We start from the raw sequence: 19507 nt of genomic DNA, 5'->3' as shown, positions 1-19507 counted from the left end.
ATTAAAAACAAAAGAACAATGAAAACTATATTCTCAACAATAGCTCTTTTTTCGGCAGTCCTCTTTGCTACGTCTTGTACGGAAGACATGGAATACAAGGACTCCAAAGTTTCTTCAGTAAATCAGTTGTATGAACCCACTGACGGCAAGGAGGTGGTCTTGCAATCGTCGGCCAGCGCCAGCCTGTTCTTTGAATGGGAATCGGCCAAGGCCGAAGATAGCGGCGCCCCTCTTTATGAAGTGGTATTTGATAAGGAAGGAGGAGATTTTTCTAAGCCTATTTACAAGGTGCTTTCCGACAATGGCGGTTCTTTGAGCTATGCTACCGTCAGCCACAAGATATTGAACAAGGTTGGTGCGGCTGCCGGATTGAACAGTGGCGAGACGGGTACTCTTGTTTGGACGGTAATGGCGTCCAGAGGTTTGAATTCTGTAATGGCGAAAGAAAGCAAGAAGCTCACCATCACTCGCTTGATGGGATTTGAAGAGATTCCGGCACAGCTTTACCTGACCGGAAGTGCTACTGAAGGTGGTATGGATGCTTCCAAGGCTGTGGCGTGTGCTTCACCCGAAAAGGACAAGTTCGAAGTCTTTACGAAGTTAGAAGGTGGAAAGACTTACAAACTGGTAGATAGAGCAGCCGAAGGTGCCAAGACATTCTACATCAACGGCAACCGGATTATGGAAGGCGAAGGCGAAACAACAGTGGAAAAGACGGGTGTTTACCGCATCGAAATGGATTTCTCCATTGCATCTGTAACCGTCAAGGAGGTGAGCAAGCTGGAATTCTACTTCTGCCCGAGCGGTTCTGCTACCTTTGAGTTGCCTTATGTAGGAAACGGTGTGTTCTGCGGTCAGGATAAAATAGAGTTCAAGCAAGAAGGATGGGGGCGCGACCAACGTTACAAGTTTCTGATGACCTATGCCGACGGCAGCATACAGTTCTGGGGAACCAAGAATACCACAGACTCCAATCCGGGCGCAGCCACTCCCGAAGATCCTTATTTCTATATCATGGAGACTCCCGACAACCAGTGGGATCAGAAGTGGAAGTTGAATAACGAGTTCGACGGTGCGGCCGATGGTCACAATCCGGGTGCCATCACCAAAATCAGCGTGATATTCAATGTGGAGAACTATACTCATAAAGTGGAATTGGCCAACTAATTTAAGAAGAGATTATGAAAAGAATATTATTTTGTCTGCCCCTGCTTCTTTTGGCACTTCAGTCGTGCGAGATAGAAGATGAGTACATGTATGACAAGGGGGGGTACACCATAGACTGGGAAGCGGCTGCCGACAGTAGTTCCGTGACCCTGATAGACCGTTTCTGGAATGCGAGCGAGCACTACTTCAACTACGGAAATGATGGTTCTATCAAGGATTTCCATTACTGGCCTCAGGCGCATGCCATGGATGTGATGATAGATGCCTATAATCGTACTGCCGACAGCAAGTACAGTGATTTGTTCGATAAATGGTACACCGGCATCAAGGCAAAGAACGGTGGCAGTTATTGGAACAATTTCTACGACGACATGGAGTGGATTGCCCTCACCATGATTCGTCTGTACGAAGCTACCGACGACAGCAAGTATCTGCAAACCGCTCAAGAAATGTGGAATGAGATAAAGACCGGCTGGAACGACTACGCAGGGGGTGGCATCGCCTGGACCCACGACCAGCCTTGGAGCAAGAATGCCTGCTCCAACGGTCCTGCCAGCCTGATTGCCGCACGGCTCTACAATATCAACAAGAACGAGGAAGACCTGCAGTGGGCCCTTGAGATTTATAATTGGGAGCGTGAGCACCTGTTCAACCCTGCCACCGGTGCCATCTACGACAACATCAACGGTGAGAGTGGTGAGGTCGGCTCCTTCTCTCTCTCTTACAATCAGGGAACATTCCTGGGTACCGCCTACGAGCTGTATAAGATTACCAAGGAGGTCTCTTACTTGAAAGATGCCCGCAAGGCCGCTAATTTCGGAATCAGTAACAGTGACATGATAGATACCGGAAACAACCTGTTGCGCGATGAAGGCGACGGTGACGGCGGACTGTTTAAGGGTATTTTCATGCGCTACTATGTGCAACTGATTATGGAGCCGGGCCTGGAACCTGCATACAAGAAAAAATTCATCACCTTCTTCAACAACAATGCCGAGACGTTGTGGCGCAAGGGCATCAACAAGCTCGACCTGTTGTATAGCACCAGCTGGGCGATGAACAACAGCGGCAACAACCACCTGACCACACAGACCAGCGGTTGTACATTGATTGAAGCCAAAGCCCTTTTTGAGAAGAGTCTGAAATAATTTGTGTAATTTGGAAACTGTTCAGGTTTTCTTTCGGCTTCCTTCTGAAAGCAAGTTCGGAAGGTGCCGGTAAGATTGAGAAAAGAAAATAGAAACGGTTTCTTAAAGAAGAGGATGCGTCAAGACTCTCTTATTCAGGAGTATTTTGATGCATCCTCTTCTTTCTTTATGAGCGTTTGATAAAGTGGAAACAGTAAAACAATACTTATAAAAAATGCAAACGATGAGACAGAACCGATACCTATTCCTGCTGTTTGTCCTGATGACTTTGACGGGTTGTGGCGGCACGCAGAAGAAACTGACAAGCTATGTCAATCCTTTTTTGGGAACGGCTACCTTGTGGGAACCCGAAGACCTGGGATATGTACGCAAGATGAAAGCGCGTACCTGGGGCGCTGAAACCTATCCGGGCGCTACGTTGCCCAACGCAATGGTGCAACTCACTCCTGTGACCCAATTCCGCAGCGGTGCGGGATACCAGTACGAAGATACCGTGATTTATGGTTTCTCGCACACCGCCAAGGGACACTGGAACCTGCTGCATGTTCCCATGTTGCCCGTGGTGGGGAATATCGCTCCGGGCGATTACTGCTCCGGGTTTAGTCACGAGAACGAGTCCGCACATCCGGGGTATTACCAGGTTTATCTGGAACGCTATAAAGTGAACGCCGAGTTGACCAGTACCTTGCGTTGTGCCTACCACAAATATACCTTTGCCAAGGAAGATGACAAGTCACTGTTAGTAGATATCCGCCGTTCCAACAATCACGTTCGCGATTGGAAGATTGAGAAGGTTGACGACAATACCTTCACGGGTTATCAGGATGGCGATGGTAAAATCTACTTTTACGCTAAGACCAACTATAAAATAGGCCAGGTGGAAATGGTAAAAGACGACAAACATGAAGTGGCTGTGCTGCGTTTTGTCGGCAGTAAAGGTGTTGAACCTTTGGAAGTGAAGGCTGGTTTCTCGTTTGTGAGTGCAGAGAACGCCCAAATGAATCTGAAGGCCGAGATGTTGAACAAAAGTTTTGCACAAGTGGCAGAAGAAGCCGATGCCGCGTGGGATGCACTCCTCTCCAAGATTCAAGTCGCAGGTGGCACGGAACGTGAAAAGAGATTATTCTATTCTACTTTCTTTCATGCTTTTAAGTGGCCGGCTTTGCGTAGCGATGTGAATCATGAATATACTGATGTCCGTGGCGAGGTAGTGAATAACGGCTTCCACTATTACACTGACCCTTCTTTTTGGGATGATTACCGCAACAAACTGGTGCTTCTTGGCATAATTTCTCCCGAAGTGACTTGTGACGTCATCAAGTCCATCACCGACAAGGGCGAGAAACGCGACGGCTACATGCCCACCTTCTTCCACGGCGACCACGCTTCCACTTTCATCTCTGGTTCCTGGTTGCGAGGCTTGCGCGACTTCAATCTGGAGCGTGCTTATAAGCTGATACTGAAAAATGCTACGGTGCCCGGTAAAGGAGGACGCCGTTATTTGGACGAGTATATGGAGAGAGGCTGGATTGCCGAGAAAGACACGGTGAACGTGCCCACGTGGGATGAGTACAAGGGAGCAGTGACAAAGACCCAGGAGTATGCCTACGATGACTATGCCGTGGCATTGGTGGCCAAGGAGCTGGGAGATGAGGCCAACTACAAACTGATGATGGAACGTTCCGACAACTACAAGACGCTATTCGACCCCTCTACCGGCTTTTGGAGAGGTAAGATTGACGATGGAAGCTGGATTCAGGATTTCGATCCGTATTATCCCTATTACCAGTACATGTACCGTGAGGCTAACGCATGGAATGCCCTCTTCTTCGCACCCCATGATCCCGAAGGCATGATTAAGCTCTATCCCGGTAAAGAGGCAGTGAACGATAAGCTGGACTCCTTATTCAGTGAACCGTGGAGAGGCTACGAAGCTCATAATCTGACCGGGTTCATCGGAAACTATTGCCACGGAAACCAGCCGGGACACAGCATTCCTTACACCTATTATTTCATAGACAAACAAGAGAAAGCCCAGTGCATTCTCGACAGCCTGATGAACCACTACTATGATATGGGTGCCGATAGGCTGGCCTATGCAGGGATGGACGATGCCGGCGAGATGTCTTCGTGGTATGTGTTCAATGCTATTGGACTTTACACTTATTCGCCTGCCGATCCGGAATACATTGTTACTGTTCCCTTGTTCGATAAAGTGACGTTCAATCTGGATGGTCGTCCCTTTACCATTGTGAAGAAAGGAAGCGGCAAGAAGATTATTGACATTACTTATGACGGTAAAAAGATTGACGGTTACTTTATCACCCATGACCAACTGAGGGAGGGCAAGGAACTGGTGATTACTACGGAATAGATAAACAATGGAGTTATGAAAAGAAATATACTGCTTCTATTTACATTCTTTGCTTGCATTACTGTACAAGGGCAGAATCCGGTTCGTCTGGTTGATCTGAGGAGCGAACATCTTGACAGACCTATAGGTGTGGACAATCCCGCCCCACGCCTTTCTTGGCGGATGGAAGATGGTAGGCAAGAAACTGCAGCCTTTCACTAAATATTATTGGAAAGTAATCTGCAGTGACATGAAACATAAGGAGACTGCCTCTCCTGTCTCTTACTTTGAAACGGGCATGATGGGGATGCAACATTGGCAAGGTGCTTGGATTGGCGATGGAAAGGATATTCATTATGGGCCTGCCCCTTACTTCCGAAAAGAGTTCAAGACCGGCAAAAAGGTAAAGTCGGCGCGTGCCTATATTGCCGCTGCCGGGCTATATGAGCTTTACATCAATGGAAAGAAGATAGGAGACCACTGCCTTGCCCCTCTCTATACCCGCTTTGACCGCCGCAACCTGTATGTGGCTTATGATGTGACCTCGCAATTACAGAACGGTGACAACGCCATTGGCGTACTTTTGGGCAACGGCTGGTATAACCATCAGTCCAAAGCTGTGTGGGACTTCGACCGTGCTCCTTGGCGCAACCGTCCCGCTTTCTGTCTGGACTTGCGCATTGCCTACACCGACGGAAGCGTGGAAACTATTCCCACCGATCTCAGTTGGCGGACAGCCTCGGGTGCAATCACCTTCAACAGTATCTATACTGGCGAGCACTACGATGCACGTCTGGAGCAGAAAGGCTGGAGTACTCCGGAATTTGATGACTCCAAGTGGCGCGGAGTAGGTTATCGGAGTGCACCCTCTTCCAATGTCACTGCCCAGCAAGTACGCCCCATCCGTAATGTAAAGACTTTCCCCGCCGTCTCTTTCCGCAAAGTGGACGAGAAAACATACATCTATGATTTCGGGCAGAATATGTCCGGTGTGACTTGTATTCGTCTTTCGGGCGAAAGGGGAACGGAAGTCAGAATCAAACACGGCGAACGCTTGCATCCGAATGGTCGCCTCGACCTCTCGAATATTGATGTCTACTTCCGGGGCGATAAAGAGAAAGAGCCTTTCCAGACGGATATTCTCGTTCTGAGTGGAGAAGAGGATGAGTTCATGCCCCGATTTAACTACAAGGGATTTCGTTATGTGGAGGTAGTGGCAGACAAGCCTGTTGAGCTTCACCAAAACAGCTTGACTGCCTGCTTCGTGCACAGTGATGTGCCGGCAGTGGGTAGCTTGGAATCTTCAACCCCACTGATAGGCAAGCTGCTCCATGCCGCCAATCACTCTTACCTTTCCAACCTCATGGGCTATCCCACCGATTGCCCTCAGCGCGAGAAGAACGGTTGGACCGGTGACGGTCATTTCGCCATTGAGGCAGCATTTTATAACTTTGATGGAATTACCGTTTACGAAAAATGGCTGGCCGACCATCGTGACGAGCAGCAGCCCAACGGAGTGTTGCCCGATATCATTCCCACCGGCGGATGGGGGTATGGCACGGACAACGGGCTGGACTGGACTAGTACTATTGCCATCATCCCTTGGAATATCTACCTCTTCTACGGTGATAGCAAGCCCTTGAGCGATTGTTACGAGAACATCAAACGCTATGTAGATTATGTGGAACGTATCTCTGACAATCATCTCACTACCTGGGGGCGCGGAGACTGGGTGCCGGTAAAGTCAAAATCCAATAAGGAGCTGACTTCTTCGGTCTACTTTTATGTAGACACCAGGATTTTGGCCGCTGCTGCCAGACTCTTCGGCAAACAAGCCGATTACGAATATTATAATGCCTTGTCGGAGGAAATAAAGCAAGCTGTCAATGATAAGTTCCTGAATCGGGAAACAGGCATCTATGCCGAAGGTTCACAAACCGAATTGAGCGTTCCCTTGCAATGGAAGATTGTGCCCGAAGAGTTGATAGGAAAAGTGGCAGCTAACCTGGCACATAAGGTGGAGGAGAACGATTTCCACTTGGATGTGGGTGTATTGGGAGCTAAAGCCATTTTGAATGCACTCAGCGAAAACGGCTATGCTGAAACAGCCTATAAGGTGGCTGTACAAGACACTTATCCTTCATGGGGTTGGTGGGTGGTGAACGGTGCCACCACGCTGCTCGAAAACTGGGACCTGCAGGCTACTCGTGACATCTCGGACAATCATATGATGTTCGGTGAAATAGGTGCCTGGTTCTACAAGGGGCTGGGAGGTATTTTCCCTGATTCCGCGCAACCCGGTTTTCAGAACATTCTGCTTCGTCCCCACTTCATAAAGGAATTGAAGCGGTTTGAGGCCCGTCATCGCTCGCCTTACGGTGAAATTGTTTCTCGCTGGGAATGGAAAGGGAAATGTGTGCATTATGAAGTTACAGTGCCCGCTAACAGTACAGCTACACTCACTTTACCTGACAAGGCCGAGAATGTAAGGGTGGTGAAACTGACGGCAGGAAGATATGAGTTTATTGTAAAGTGACCTTGTACTTCATTAATGTTTGCAGATACGTAATGAAGGTGTGTCAAAACCCTCTTTTTAACAAAATCACCCACCTTTCCGGTCTGGTAGTCTATTAAAGCTATTGGAGAATCCTCGCCGGAAGGGAATTATTGCAACGCTGCTTTCACTGTTGACTGGGGAGATGATACTACGGATGTTATCGGTTTTGACACACCTTCATGTTTTATTTTGCTTTCTTCTTTCCGTAGAAACACATGAAATATACTCCGACAATCACAAACGGGATACTGAGCCATTGGCCCATGTTCAGCGTCATGCCGTCTTCAAAGTTCACTTGGTTTTCTTTCAGGAACTCGATGAAGAAGCGGAAAGTGAAAATCTCCGTCAGGCAGAGTCCGAAGAAGAAACCGCGGTGATAGGGCAGGGAAGCTTCGGCTTGCACGGCAGTTGATTTTCTGTGGGTGGTGCTGAAGTCTGTTTCAAGCTTGATTTCTTGTTTTTTCTGTCCGCGTTTGTATAGCCAGACCATCCCTAAGAAGAAGATGAAGTAGGCGATGGCTTCGTAGAGCTGTGCCGGGTGGCGAGGCAACATGTCTTCCCGCTCGAAGATGAATGCCCAAGGCACGTCGGTCGGTTTGCCGATGATTTCGGAGTTCATCAGGTTGGCAAGGCGGATACAACAGGCTGTGATGGGGGTGGCAACGGCTATCGTGTCGAGCACGTCTATGTAGTGCATCTTCGTCTTGCGGCAGTACATCCAGAGGGCGATAATCAGTCCCAGCGTGCCGCCGTGACTGGCAAGGCCGGTATAGCCTGTCATTTTCCATCCCGCGGCTGTCTGCTTGATGGGGAGAATCATCTCAACGAAGTGGTTCTGGTAGTAGGCCCAGTCATAAAATATGCAGTGACCCAGTCGAGCGCCTATCAGTATGCCGAAGAAACAATAGAAGAAAAGAGGTTCGAATTTCTTTTCGTCTATTCGGCGGTCGCGGTACTGGCGTTGCACGATAAGGTAGGCAAAAGCAAGTCCGATAATCCATAACAAACCGTAGTAGCGGATGGATATGCCGAAGAAGTTGAATAGTTCGGGATCGGGATTCCAGTTGATGGTGAGTAGTGATAACATATTTATTGAAGAATTAAATTACTGAATTACGGGGTTGTTCGGGACAAAGGTATGAAATAATCTCGTTAGGCAATTCATCGTGGCGGTTTATTTGAACTTCTCCGCCACCATCCTATACGTCGGCACCTCAATCCCTTGTTCCTCTGCAGCCGTAATCATGTCAAACAACAAGCCTTGTACCTCGCTCTGATGTCCTTTGGCCATGTCTTTCTGCATGGAGGCGGTGCTTTCGGGAGCGAGTTTGTCTATTACTTTGAGGTTATACTCTACCATGTCTTCCTTGAATTCTATACCCGATTTCTTGCCCAAGGCTGCGCTTTCTTGTGACAGTCCGATAAAGGTATCGCGCACCTTGCCCGGTTTCTGGACTTCGCCCATAGGAACGTCGTAATAGGCTCCGGTGACAGCCATTGCCGAGATGAACGACCACTTGACGAATGTATCCCGGTTGATGTCGTCGGAGATTTCGGCTTTGATGCCGCTTTCCTGCAAATCGCGTTGTACGGCTTCCAATGTTTCACGGGAAACAATCGTGTTGCGGTGTGCTCCGTAGACGAGCCGGAAAATCTTTCCCATCTGCGTGATTTCTCCCCGTCCGGATACGAAGCCTACGATGTAGATGCAGCCGTCGAGCACCGTGACGCCGGGTACCAGCCGCTGGATACGCGGACCGGTTCCGTAAACATTCAGGATGGGGATTACCACTGTACGGTCGTGTGAGGCACGTTTGATGAGTTCCGTGATGGAGTCTACGGAATAGCCTTTGACGCAGACGAAGATGATGTCTGCTTTGCCTTGGAATTCTTCTGCGGTAAATGCCGCCACTTTCAGAGAATGTTCGCCTTTCAAATCGGAGTGCAGTTGCAATCCGTTTTCGCGTATGGCGGCAAGGTGTTCGCCACGTGCAATGCAAGTGACGTCTTTGCCGGATAATGAAAGAAAGGCGGCGATGCTTCCGCCTACGCCGCCGGTACCTGCTATGAGGTATTTCAGATTACTGTTTGCCATCTGGAATGAATATCATTACACATTGAACCTGAAGTGCATGATGTCTCCGTCCTGCACCACATACTCCTTGCCTTCCACACCCAGCTTTCCTGCTTCGCGCACGGCGGCTTCGCTGCCATACTTGATATAGTCCTCATACTTGATGACCTCTGCCCGGATGAATCCTTTCTCGAAATCCGTATGGATAACGCCGGCGCATTGCGGCGCTTTCCATCCCTTGCGATAGGTCCATGCCTTTACTTCCATCTCTCCGGCAGTGATGAAGGTTTCGAGGTTCAGCAGGCTGTAGATAGCTTTAATCAGGCGGTTGCAGCCGCTCTCTTTCAGTCCCAGGTCTTCGAGGAACATCTGTTTTTCCTCGTATGTCTCCAGTTCGGCAATGTCGGCTTCGGTCTGTGCGGAGATGATGATAAGTTCGGCATCCTCGTCCTTGATGGCTTCGCGCACCTGTTCCACGTACTGGTTGCCGCTGGCGGCGCTTACATCATCCACGTTGCAGACGTAGAGCACGGGCTTCGTTGTGAGCAGGAACATCTGTTTGGCGCATTGTTCCTCGTCGTCGTTTTGCGGAATGACGGTGCGGGCGCTTTGTCCTTGTTCCAGAGCATCTTTATAGCGGAGCAGGAGTTCGTATTCTATCTTTGCTGCCTTGTCGCCACCCACCTTGGCTATTTTCTCCACGCGCTTGATGCGGTTTTCCACGGTGTCGAGGTCTTTCAGTTGCAGCTCTGTGTCGATGATTTCCTTGTCGCGCACGGGGTTCACCGAGCCGTCCACGTGGACGATGTTGCCGTTGTCGAAGCAGCGCAGCACGTGGATGATGGCATCGCACTCGCGGATGTTGCCTAGGAACTGGTTGCCGAGTCCTTCACCTTTGCTGGCGCCTTTCACCAGCCCGGCAATGTCGACAATGTCACACACGGCGGGTACGATACGCCCCGGGTGAACCAGCTCGGCGAGCTTCGTCAGCCGTTCGTCGGGTACGGACACTTGCCCCATTTGGGCGTCGATTGTGCAGAACGGGAAGTTTGCCGCTTGTGCCTTTGCGCTGCTCAAGCAGTTGAAAAGAGTGGATTTTCCTACGTTGGGAAGGCCCACGATACCAGCTTTTAATGCCATAGTGTTATCTTGTTTTTTAGTTATTGTTCAGTTAATTGGATGCAAAGATAATGCAAACCGCGGGCAGAATAAAATGAACTTGTTCATTTTTTGTGCCGAGGGGTGGCTTAGCTTCGCTTTTCGGGTGTTTTTCATCTGCCCGGGCGGCGGGTATCTATGGGTAAGGAAATCAGGAATGAAGTCTCGCAATAAGGCTGTGAGGTAACGGACAGTTCTCCGCCGTGCATGCGTATGATTTGGCGTGAGAGGCTCAGGCCGATTCCCGTTCCGGTGGTTTTGGTCGTAAAGAAAGGGATGAAAATGTCTTCTGCCAGGTTGGAGGGGATGCCGGGTCCGTTGTCCGTTACGGTTATATACAGTTGCTTTTCTTGGGTCTCCACTCTTATCCGGATTCTTCTGTCGGTTTGCTCGTCAAGGGCCTGCATCGCATTCTTTATCAGATTAATCAATACCTGCGACAGCATTTTCTCATCTGCATGAATCTGTATCTCAGGTGGAAGGCAGCATACCGAGAATCCGATATGCCGAAGTTGCATCTCTTCCTGATACAGTGTCTGAATGTCCTGTATCAAGTCTGTCAGGGAAAAGAATCTGGCTTCGGGCTGTTTCAGGCAAGCAAACTGCCTGTAAGATTCGGTGAGATACATCAGGTTTTGTCCTTGGCTTTTTATTGTCTCCAGCCCGCGTATCGTCTTTCCGATGGTGGCATCAGTCATATCCTTTGCGCATTTGCGGACATTGTCTGCCTGAAAATAAGAAAGAAGCGTATCTGAAAGTGATACGACGGGAGTGATGGAGTTCATGATTTCATGCGTCAATACGCGCATCAATTTCTTCCATGATTCATATTCTTTTTGATAGAGTTCGCGTTCGAACTCTTTTTTCTTGCAGGCTGTCATCAATGTGTATATCCTGTTGAACGAGGCATGCAGATGGCACTGTTCGCGGTTGGTTGCATGCTCTGGAAAATAGAGCGTGGATTCGTTGTCGGCTATGGAATCCAGAAACAGTCTTATTTTTCTGTTGTAGGCGTTCAGATAATGCACAAGGGCTCCGATGAGCCAGGCGGCTGTGCAAAGGGCCACTGTTCCCAGGATGACGGCCCGTCCGGAAATGATGCCGGCAAATCCCGATGTGGCTGCCAGGACAATGAGTATTACGTATGATAGAATACGTACGTATAGACGAGTGCTGAACATATACGGTCAGAGATTGAAACGTTTTATCTTGTTGTACAGCGTTTGCCTGCTTACTCCCAATTGTTCCGCTGTCGCTGTCAGGTTTCCTTCGTTCTGGGAGATGGCTGCCAGAATGGCCTGCCTTTCCACTTCTTCCAGATTGGTCACTTTGTCGAAAGAATGGGTTCTGCCGACGTGTAGGGAAAGTTCGGAGGCTCTGATTACACTCTTTTCCGTCAGAATCACCGCTTTCTCAATGGCATATTGCAATTCCCTGATGTTCCCCGGCCAAGGGTGGCTTTCCAGTTTCTGAAGGGCTTGGGGATGCAGGGTGAGTCCTGGCCGCTTATACAAGTCGGCATATTTTTTCAGGAAATGATTGGCGAAGAGAGCGATGTCCTCTTTCCGGTGCCGCAAGGGGGGGATTTCTATTTGTATCGTGTTGATGCGGTAGAACAGGTCTTCACGAAACTGCGACTGCCTGACCATTTCTTGCAGATTGCGGTTGGTGGCTGCAATCAGCCGTATGTTAATCGGGATTTTCTTGTTGCTTCCGAGGCGCATGATTTCTCTGTTCTGCAAAGCGACCAACAGCTTTGCCTGCAGTCCCAGCGACAGATTTCCTATCTCGTCCAGAAAAAGCGTGCTTCCGTTGGCTGCTTCGAATTTGCCCACCCTTTTTTCATGTGCATCTGTAAAAGCTCCTTTCTCATGCCCGAACAGCTCGCTTTCGAACAGTGACTCGCTGATGGCCCCCATGTCTATCTGATACATCTCATGCGGACTACGGAGCGAGAGGCGATGAATTTCACGCGCCAGCATTTCTTTTCCTGTTCCGTTTTCGCCATAGACTAGTATGTTGGCATCGGTCTTTGCCACTTTGGTTACTGTTTTAATCAGTTTCATCATCGCAGGCGAACGGCCGATAATCATCGCAGGTCCGTGGGCGCTTCGTACGGACTTGGTGGGCGACTTGAGCCTGCTTTCCTGTAAAGTGGTATGTATCTTATTGATCAATTGTTCGTTGTCCCAGGGCTTCAGCACAAAATCCGCGGCTCCGTTCTTCAGTGATTTCACGGCTAGGTCAATATCTCCATAAGCCGTCAACATGATGACCGGCAATTCCGGTACGGTTTCGTGGATGCGCTGGAGCCAGAATAGTCCTTCATTGCCGGTATTGACTCCCACGGAGAAATTCATATCCAGAATGACCAAATCGATGGAATGTTTGTCCAGGACAGTGATTATCTTGTTGGGGTCGGATATCGTTTCCACTCTTTCAAACTCACCTTCCAAAAGCAGTTCAAGGGAGGTCAATACGCTTTTATTGTCGTCTGCGATTAGGATTCTTCCGGGGTGCATAGGTTCTTTTTGGGAATAAAGGTATGGGTTTTGCAAGTGCCCGGCAAAAAAACGTCTAATTATTTGACACTTTTGCAATTTAAACTGGTTATGTTCTTCGTAAAGACAGAAAGGCATTCTCAATATCGGGTATTTTGTTGCTGTTTGTATAGCGGTGATAATCAATTACTTCTAACTTTACACTTCTTTATTAAGAATAAAGTGTTACTGTAATGCTGATAAAGTGGTGCTGTAACACCGGTAAAGTGGTGCTGTAACACCGATAAAGTGTTACTGTAATACCGATAAAGTAGTCTCTGATACTCGGAATGAAGTGTCGGTTAAAGAATGTGTCAAAAGATTGGACGGTGCGGCGTCAAAATGATAGACGGTTTTTTGTTTGATTGATTTGCAATCATCTATTTATTAGTATGTTGTATGTTTGGCATGTGGTTTGTATTATGGAAATAAGTCTATAAGTAGCGAGTTGTTGGATATGAATGCGAGAATAACAATCAAACGTGGTTTATGGGTTCTGTTGTCAATCGGTATTTGGATGCCGGAGGTTGGCAGGGCACAGTCCGGTTGGACCGTAGAGGAGTGCATGCGTTATGCCGTCGAACATAATTTCCGGATACGGAACCGTCGGTTGGATTCGAAGATGGCCCGCACGGATGTAGCGGCGGGCTACGGAGATTTCCTGCCGTCGATACAGATTACCGGTGCGTCGGGCAAGCGGGAGGGACGTTCGGTAGATCCTCGCACGAACCAATATACTTCCGAGTCTTTTCTTGAAAACTCCTTTGGCCTGAACCTTTCTCTCTCTTTGTTTGAAGGGTTTGCGCGCATCAATAGATTGCAGTTTTATAAGCTGAATGGAAAAATGAGTGCCTTTACGGAAAAAATGGAAGAAAATGGGGTAGCCTTCAGGGTGCTTGAAGCGTTTTATTGCTATTGTTTCGACGAGAAACTGTATGAACTCGCCATGAAACAGCGGAAACAGAGTGAACGTTATTACGAGCAAATGCTTGCCTACATTGACTTGGGGTTGCGTTCCCGCTCCGACTTGCAAGAAGTGAAGGCACGTTTGCAAGCCGACATTTATCAGGAAACGGTGAAATCAAACAATTGTCGTCTCTCTCTATTAACCCTGAAGGAGTTGATGGGGCTGAAAGATACGGATACCTTGTCAGTCTGTGTGGCAGACGGGCAGGGCACACCGGATGCTTCCCTTTCTCTAAGCTTGGATGACCTCTGTGCAAGCGCCGAGTCCTCCCTTCCGGAGTTTAATGTAATGAAGATGAGAGAGGAGGCCTCTCATGAACTGGTGGCCGTGGCATGCGGTTCTTTGTGGCCTTCCGTCCGGATGGAGTTTAACCTTGGTTCCGGATATTATGATACGGAGAAGGAAGAGTCCGGAAAAACGGTGCCGTTCTGCGAACAATGGAACAATAACAAGAGCCGGTATATCGGAGTATGCGTATCTTTACCCTTGTTTGACGGATTGTCCCGGCTCAAGAATATAAGGAAGGAGAAACTCCGCTTGCAGCAAGTGCGCAATGAGAATGAACAGCAACGCCTGTCCCTTTATAAAGAGATGCATGATGCTTATTTTTCCTTCCGGGCTACGTCCGACGAGCGCCTTCGGGCCGACGAGCAACTCCGCGCAGCTGCTATCACGTGGGAAGAAAGCGAGGAGAAATGGAAGGAAGGCATGGTGTCGGTGTTCGAGTTGCTGGAAAAGCGGAACAGGTACATGCAGGCCAAAGCAGAAGTGGTGCGAACGGGCTTGCAGCATGACTTGAAAAGCAGGATGGTACGATTCTACCAGGCAGGGACATTTTTAGAATGAGTAACAAATTTCGGAAGTTGCTTGGATTTTGTTTAAACTTGGAAAATGCTTATAAGAAAATCCAAACAGCTTCTTATATTCAATAAAAAAAACGAATGATGAATTCTAGTGATTTCAACGGAATGGATACGAAAATAGAGCGGAAGAAGCGTTTCCCGTTTCAAGTCGTCCTAGGTTCGGTTCTGGGTTGCATAGGCTTGTTGTGGATGGTTTTCCGTGACACTTCTTCTTCCATGAACGTGGATAAGGATAGTGTGACGATTGCTGCGGTGCGAGAAGATGAATTCAACGATTACATCCGTGTGGTAGGGCAAGTCATCCCCGATCATATCATCTATCTGGATGCCATAGAAGGCGGACGTGTGGAAGAGCGACCGGTCGAGGAGGGAGCACAAGTGAAGGCCGGAGACGTGATTCTTCGGCTGAGCAATCCATTGCTGAACATCGGCATCTTGCAAAGCGAGGCAGATTTGGCTTATCAGGAGAATGAACTCCGCAACACCCGTCTCAACATGGAGCAGGAACATCTCCGCCTTCGCCAGGAGCGTATTACTTTGAACAAGGAACTGGTGCGCAAGGAACGCCGTTCCGGGCAGTACGAACGATTGTACCGGAAAGAGCTGGTGTCGCGCGAGGATTATCTGCAGGCCCGGGAAGACTACCGCGCGGCTTTGGAGCAGTTGGGAGTCGTGGATGAAAGAATCAGGCAGGATTCCTTGTTACGCGACAATCAGCTGCAAAGCCTGAATGAGAATATCCGGAACATGAAGAAGAGCCTTGTGCTGGTGCGCAAACGTCTGGAGAACTTGAATGTCAAGGCTCCCGTTGACGGGCAGTTGGGAAATGTGCAAGCTCAGGTGGGGCAGTCTATTTCGCAGGGCGAGCGTATCGGACAAATCATTACTCCGGAACTGAAAGTGGAAGCGCGGATTGACGAGCATTACGTGGAGCGCATCGTGCCCGGACTCCGTGCCCGCTTCGAACGTGAAGGGAAAAGCTATGACATGGTAATGGCAAAAGTATATCCGGAAGTGCAGAACGGCCAGTTTCGTACAGACCTGCACTTTGTTGCCGACCGGCCCGGCAATATCCTTGCCGGGCAGACCTGCCATATCGACTTGCAGCTAGGCGACCCGACGCAAGCTGTTATCATTCCGCGTGGAAGCTTCTACCAGACCGGTGGAGGCGGGTACGTCTACGTGGTGGACAAAGACGGAACGGTAGCCCACCGTCGTCCGATACGCATAGGTCGCCAGAACCCTTTGTACTACGAAATACTGGACGGGCTGCATTCGGGCGAGAAAGTCATAATCTCGGGATATGACTTATTTGGTAAGAACGAACGATTAAATTTACGATAATGGACTATTTCTCTCAGATTATGAAGAGCCAGCGGGTCAGAAAATCGCTTTCTGCCCTGAATGTATTGGGCCTTTCCGTGTGCATCGGTGCGGCTTTGCTGATTTTGTTTTATGTACGGTTTGAGTTGAGCTTCGATTCGTTTCACGACGGTGAACGAATCTACCGCGTGGAAAGCCGCCTTTATGAAGGAGAGGTGTTGACGGACAATTGGGCCACAACGGCATTTGGCCATGCACCCGTGATGCACCGCGAGATTCCCGGTATCGAGCAGTATGTAAGGGTTACCGCACAAGACCGTGAGCAGGAAGTGACGTACGGTGACCGTCAGTTCATCGAAGAACGTTATTGCTATACGGAACCCTCTTTTTTTGACCTGTTCAATTTTTCTGTCATTAAAGGAAAAGAAGAGGGACAGCTGGTTCGTCCGCATACGGCCGTGATTACGGAGAGTGCTGCACGTCGCTACTTCCGCGACAGTGACCCTATAGGCAAAATTCTCTCTTTCAAGACCCCTTCGTCGGAACAGCATTTCGAAGTTACGGGAGTCATGGCAGACATGCCCTGCAACTCTCATTTGCGTTATGATTTCTTGCTTTCCTATTCGTCCATTCCCGAAGCCCGGCGCGACATCTGGTATATTCACGGGGTATATACGTACGTGCGTTTGGAGCCGGACAAGAATCCGCGGGAGGTGGAAGAAGCCTTTCGTGCCATCTCCGGGAAATATAAGACGGCGGCCTTGAAGCACAAGGATTGGCGGGTGGAGCTGATTCCTCTGAAGGACATTCACCTGACCCCTCGCAAATCGTATGAAAAAGAGGAAAAAGGAAGTCGGACAGCCGTTCGTATCCTTTCGGTGATGGCCGTGGCCTTGCTGCTGATAGGGTGGGTGAACGCGCTGAACCTGACTATTGCCCGCTATCTGGAGCGTGGCAGGGAGTTCGGGCTCCGCAAGGTCTTCGGGGCTTCGCGCCGCCAGATTGTGGTTCAGGGCTTGTTGGAGTCAGGGTTGTTGAACCTGTCGGCTTTGTTTTTGGCACTTGGCTGGTTGGAAGTCTTGCTGCCGGTTGCTTGTCGCTGGGCCGGGCGGGATTTTGCTTCCGGTGTGTCGGCATCGCCGGAGTGCTGGGCCATGACAATCCTGATATTTGCCGTCGGGGTTCTGTTCATCGGGTTCTATCCCTCCTTTTTGCTCACGCATATCAAGCCTTCGGATATTATGCGGGGAAAGCTGCTGCATAGCCGCAAAGGCAACAGGATGCGTAAGTTGCTGATTGTCGTTCAGTTCATGGCTTCTTTCATGCTGGTATCGGGTACTTTTGTCGTGGTCCGTCAGATAGACTATATGCAACAGGCGACCGCTTCTGCTTCGTTGAGCCGGATATTGGTCTTGAAACATCCTGCTTTGGCAGATGAGATGACCGTCAGGATGCAAAACTTCAAGAAAAGGCTGGAGCAGGAATCCTACATCAGCGGAGTGTCCGTGTCAGGTGCCGTGCCGGGCGTGGAGGTGGCGAATTATTTTACCAACCGTCCTTACGGAAGCGACATTTCGGAAGTGAAGCTCATACAGATGTTTGCCGTCGATTACGACTACCTGACGCTTTATGCGCCGGAATTGCTTTGTGGACGTGGATTTTCCGAGGAGTATGGTAATGAACTCAACAAGGTGGTGCTGAATGAAGAGGCTGTTCGGTTGCTGGGATATACTTCTCCCGAGGAGGCTTTGGGCAAGCAGCTGGCCATGGAAGTGCTGAAAGAGCCGCTCGAAGTGATTGGTGTGGCAAGGAATTACCATCAGCAGTCACTTGCCGAACCCTATAAGCCCATTATGTTTTTCATGAAGGAGCGTGTTCCGATTATAGCCACTCCTTATATATCGGTCAAAATGGAGGCTGGGATAACTCCGGAAAGGTTGGCCGGGATAGAACGGATTTACCGGACCTACTTTCCGTCGGCGGTCTTCTCTTATTTCAAATTAGACGATTATAACTACGAGTTGTATAAGTCGGACTGCAATTTCAGTTGGATATTCACGTGTGCGGCTTTGTTGGCGATATTCGTGGCTTGTTTGGGCCTGTGGATCATGGCTCTTTTTTCTACCCTGGCCCGTGTCCGTGAGGTGGGAATACGGAAAGTGCTGGGGGCCGACAAGAAGAGTCTTTTCAAACTCCTGACCCGTGAGTTGCTGCAACTTACCGTATGGGCCGCAGTGTTGGGGACTCCTGTTTCTGTCATACTGATGAATGAATGGCTCAAGAGCTATGCCTTCCGTGTGTCGTTGCCTTGGTGGGGCTATGCCGTTGCCTTTGCAGGGATGCTGGGTATTGCCTTGCTGACGGTCAGCTATCAAGTCTGGCGTGTAATCCGGTTGAAGCCGATGCATATTTTGCGGAATGAATAAACTAAATACATAAAAAAATGATTAAGACAGAGAATCTATCTATGGTCTTCACAACCGAAGACGTACAGACCAGAGCACTGAGCGGTGTGAACCTGGTCATCAAGCCTGGTGAGTTCGTGGCCATCATGGGGCCGTCGGGATGTGGGAAGTCCACGTTGCTGAATATTTTGGGAACCCTTGAACTTCCGACCTCCGGCCGTTATCTTTTTGACGGCAAGGAGATGACCGGAATGAGTGAAGGCCGACTGACCGATTTCCGCAAGAAGCATATCGGTTTTGTTTTCCAAAGTTTTAACTTGATAGATGAGTTGACGGTATTCGAGAATGTAGAGCTACCTTTGATTTATCTGGGGATGCGGAAAGCGGACCGGAGGCGGAAAGTGACGGACGTGCTGCAACAAATGAACATCGCTCATCGTGCCGGACACTTCCCGCAACAGCTTTCCGGAGGGCAACAGCAACGGGTGGCCATTGCCCGTGCCGTCGTGACGGACTGTCCGCTGATTCTGGCAGACGAACCGACCGGCAATCTGGACTCCGCCAATGGACTCGAGGTGATGTCCTTGCTGCAAAAGCTGAACGAAGAAGGAACGACTATCGTTATGGTCACACACTCGGAAAGGGATGCGGGCTATGCCCATCGAATCATTTATCTGCTGGATGGCAGAATTGTGGAAAGGCAGTGATTGGTTTGCATTTATTGCTTCTCTTCTTCGAACATCCGGTTGAAGATTTGCCTTAACACATCTTTGTCCGCAAGGATAGCCCGGAGTTTCTTCAGCTGTTCCGCATTCTTGCCCTCGGGAAACCGGAGCTTCAGGTAACCGCCGGGGGCGTACTTCTCCGTAAGATGCCGGCAGAACCGCCGGTAGTGCCACTCTCTGTCTGCAGTGGGATTCGGGTATCATGCTTTTTCTGATTTATATGATGT

12 protein-coding genes and 2 pseudogenes are annotated in these 19507 nt (G+C 49.4%); 8 read left to right on the top strand and 6 right to left on the bottom strand.

Going from position 1 to position 19507, the window contains the following annotated elements; genetic code table 11:
* The first annotated feature begins 18 nt into the window (after window positions 1-18).
* The 4 genes and pseudogenes from E5355_RS00890 to E5355_RS00875 all read left to right on the top strand — a co-directional run bounded on the left by E5355_RS00890 (window position 19) and on the right by E5355_RS00875 (window position 7204).
* On the top strand, window positions 19-1167 hold the full coding sequence (locus E5355_RS00890; RefSeq protein ID WP_136008782.1) for a SusE domain-containing protein: 1149 nt from the start codon (window positions 19-21) through the stop codon (window positions 1165-1167).
* A 14-nt stretch (window positions 1168-1181) separates the two neighbouring features.
* Window positions 1182-2315 carry a glycoside hydrolase family 76 protein gene (locus tag E5355_RS00885; protein WP_136008781.1) on the top strand — a complete coding sequence of 378 codons (1134 nt, stop codon included), beginning with the start codon at window positions 1182-1184 and terminating at the stop codon, window positions 2313-2315.
* 223 nt (window positions 2316-2538) lie between these two features.
* Window positions 2539-4689: a GH92 family glycosyl hydrolase gene (locus E5355_RS00880; RefSeq protein ID WP_136008780.1), complete on the top strand. Its 2151-nt coding sequence runs from the start codon at window positions 2539-2541 to the stop codon at window positions 4687-4689.
* A 15-nt stretch (window positions 4690-4704) separates the two neighbouring features.
* Window positions 4705-7204 (top strand): annotated as a pseudogene (locus E5355_RS00875) (glycoside hydrolase family 78 protein).
* A gap of 205 nt (window positions 7205-7409) precedes the next feature.
* On the opposite strand, the gene lgt reads toward E5355_RS00875, so the two are convergent.
* The 5 genes from lgt to E5355_RS00845 form a co-directional block, all read right to left on the bottom strand.
* A complete protein-coding gene (gene lgt / locus E5355_RS00870; protein WP_136008779.1) occupies window positions 7410-8312 on the bottom strand; it encodes a prolipoprotein diacylglyceryl transferase in 903 nt (300 codons plus the stop codon).
* 87 nt (window positions 8313-8399) lie between these two features.
* Window positions 8400-9320, bottom strand: a complete 921-nt coding sequence (locus E5355_RS00865) for a ketopantoate reductase family protein (protein ID WP_136008778.1) — start codon at window positions 9318-9320, stop codon at window positions 8400-8402.
* Window positions 9321-9335: 15 nt separating this feature from the next.
* The gene (gene ychF, locus E5355_RS00860; RefSeq protein ID WP_136008777.1) at window positions 9336-10439 is read right to left on the bottom strand and encodes a redox-regulated ATPase YchF; all 1104 of its coding nucleotides are present in this window, start codon (window positions 10437-10439) and stop codon (window positions 9336-9338) included.
* Window positions 10440-10570: 131 nt separating this feature from the next.
* Complete coding sequence (locus tag E5355_RS00850; RefSeq protein ID WP_136008775.1) at window positions 10571-11638, bottom strand: sensor histidine kinase; 1068 nt, start codon at window positions 11636-11638, stop codon at window positions 10571-10573.
* Between the two features lie 6 nt (window positions 11639-11644).
* The gene (locus tag E5355_RS00845; RefSeq protein ID WP_136008774.1) at window positions 11645-12979 is read right to left on the bottom strand and encodes a sigma-54-dependent transcriptional regulator; all 1335 of its coding nucleotides are present in this window, start codon (window positions 12977-12979) and stop codon (window positions 11645-11647) included.
* 475 nt (window positions 12980-13454) lie between these two features.
* On the opposite strand from E5355_RS00845, the gene E5355_RS00840 reads away from it, so the two are divergent.
* The 4 genes from E5355_RS00840 to E5355_RS00825 all read left to right on the top strand — a co-directional run bounded on the left by E5355_RS00840 (window position 13455) and on the right by E5355_RS00825 (window position 19262).
* The gene (locus E5355_RS00840) at window positions 13455-14810 is read left to right on the top strand and encodes a TolC family protein (protein ID WP_136008773.1); all 1356 of its coding nucleotides are present in this window, start codon (window positions 13455-13457) and stop codon (window positions 14808-14810) included.
* 122 nt (window positions 14811-14932) lie between these two features.
* Window positions 14933-16171 carry an efflux RND transporter periplasmic adaptor subunit gene (locus E5355_RS00835; RefSeq protein WP_136008818.1) on the top strand — a complete coding sequence of 413 codons (1239 nt, stop codon included), beginning with the start codon at window positions 14933-14935 and terminating at the stop codon, window positions 16169-16171.
* Window positions 16171-18576 (top strand): ABC transporter permease, encoded by a 2406-nt coding sequence (locus tag E5355_RS00830; protein ID WP_136008772.1) that lies wholly within the window; start codon window positions 16171-16173, stop codon window positions 18574-18576. The genes E5355_RS00835 and E5355_RS00830 overlap by 1 nt, the downstream gene beginning before the upstream one ends.
* Window positions 18577-18593: 17 nt before the next feature.
* Window positions 18594-19262: an ABC transporter ATP-binding protein gene (locus tag E5355_RS00825; protein ID WP_136008771.1), complete on the top strand. Its 669-nt coding sequence runs from the start codon at window positions 18594-18596 to the stop codon at window positions 19260-19262.
* An 11-nt stretch (window positions 19263-19273) separates the two neighbouring features.
* Here E5355_RS00825 and E5355_RS20200 read toward each other — a convergent pair.
* Window positions 19274-19474 (bottom strand): annotated as a pseudogene (locus tag E5355_RS20200) (phosphohydrolase); the annotation flags it as partial.
* Between the last annotated feature and the right edge of the window lie 33 nt (window positions 19475-19507).

The organism is Bacteroides muris (ex Afrizal et al. 2022), assembly GCF_004793475.1.
Taxonomy (GTDB): domain Bacteria; phylum Bacteroidota; class Bacteroidia; order Bacteroidales; family Bacteroidaceae; genus Bacteroides; species Bacteroides muris.
The sequence above is the reverse complement of the archived record's forward strand: the minus strand, read 5'-3'. Positions and strand labels throughout refer to the sequence as shown.

Bases quoted from the DNA above. Each gene is read 5' to 3' on its own strand.
- E5355_RS00890 (WP_136008782.1), top strand. From the start codon at position 19: ATGAAAACTATATTCTCAACAATAGCTCTTTTTTCGGCAGTCCTCTTT.
- E5355_RS00885 (WP_136008781.1), top strand. From the start codon at position 1,182: ATGAAAAGAATATTATTTTGTCTGCCCCTGCTTCTTTTGGCACTTCAG.
- E5355_RS00880 (WP_136008780.1), top strand. From the start codon at position 2,539: ATGAGACAGAACCGATACCTATTCCTGCTGTTTGTCCTGATGACTTTG.
- lgt (WP_136008779.1), bottom strand. From the start codon at position 8,312: ATGTTATCACTACTCACCATCAACTGGAATCCCGATCCCGAACTATTC.
- E5355_RS00865 (WP_136008778.1), bottom strand. From the start codon at position 9,320: ATGGCAAACAGTAATCTGAAATACCTCATAGCAGGTACCGGCGGCGTA.
- ychF (WP_136008777.1), bottom strand. From the start codon at position 10,439: ATGGCATTAAAAGCTGGTATCGTGGGCCTTCCCAACGTAGGAAAATCC.
- E5355_RS00850 (WP_136008775.1), bottom strand. From the start codon at position 11,638: ATGTTCAGCACTCGTCTATACGTACGTATTCTATCATACGTAATACTC.
- E5355_RS00845 (WP_136008774.1), bottom strand. From the start codon at position 12,979: ATGCACCCCGGAAGAATCCTAATCGCAGACGACAATAAAAGCGTATTG.
- E5355_RS00840 (WP_136008773.1), top strand. From the start codon at position 13,455: ATGAATGCGAGAATAACAATCAAACGTGGTTTATGGGTTCTGTTGTCA.
- E5355_RS00835 (WP_136008818.1), top strand. From the start codon at position 14,933: ATGGATACGAAAATAGAGCGGAAGAAGCGTTTCCCGTTTCAAGTCGTC.
- E5355_RS00830 (WP_136008772.1), top strand. From the start codon at position 16,171: ATGGACTATTTCTCTCAGATTATGAAGAGCCAGCGGGTCAGAAAATCG.
- E5355_RS00825 (WP_136008771.1), top strand. From the start codon at position 18,594: ATGATTAAGACAGAGAATCTATCTATGGTCTTCACAACCGAAGACGTA.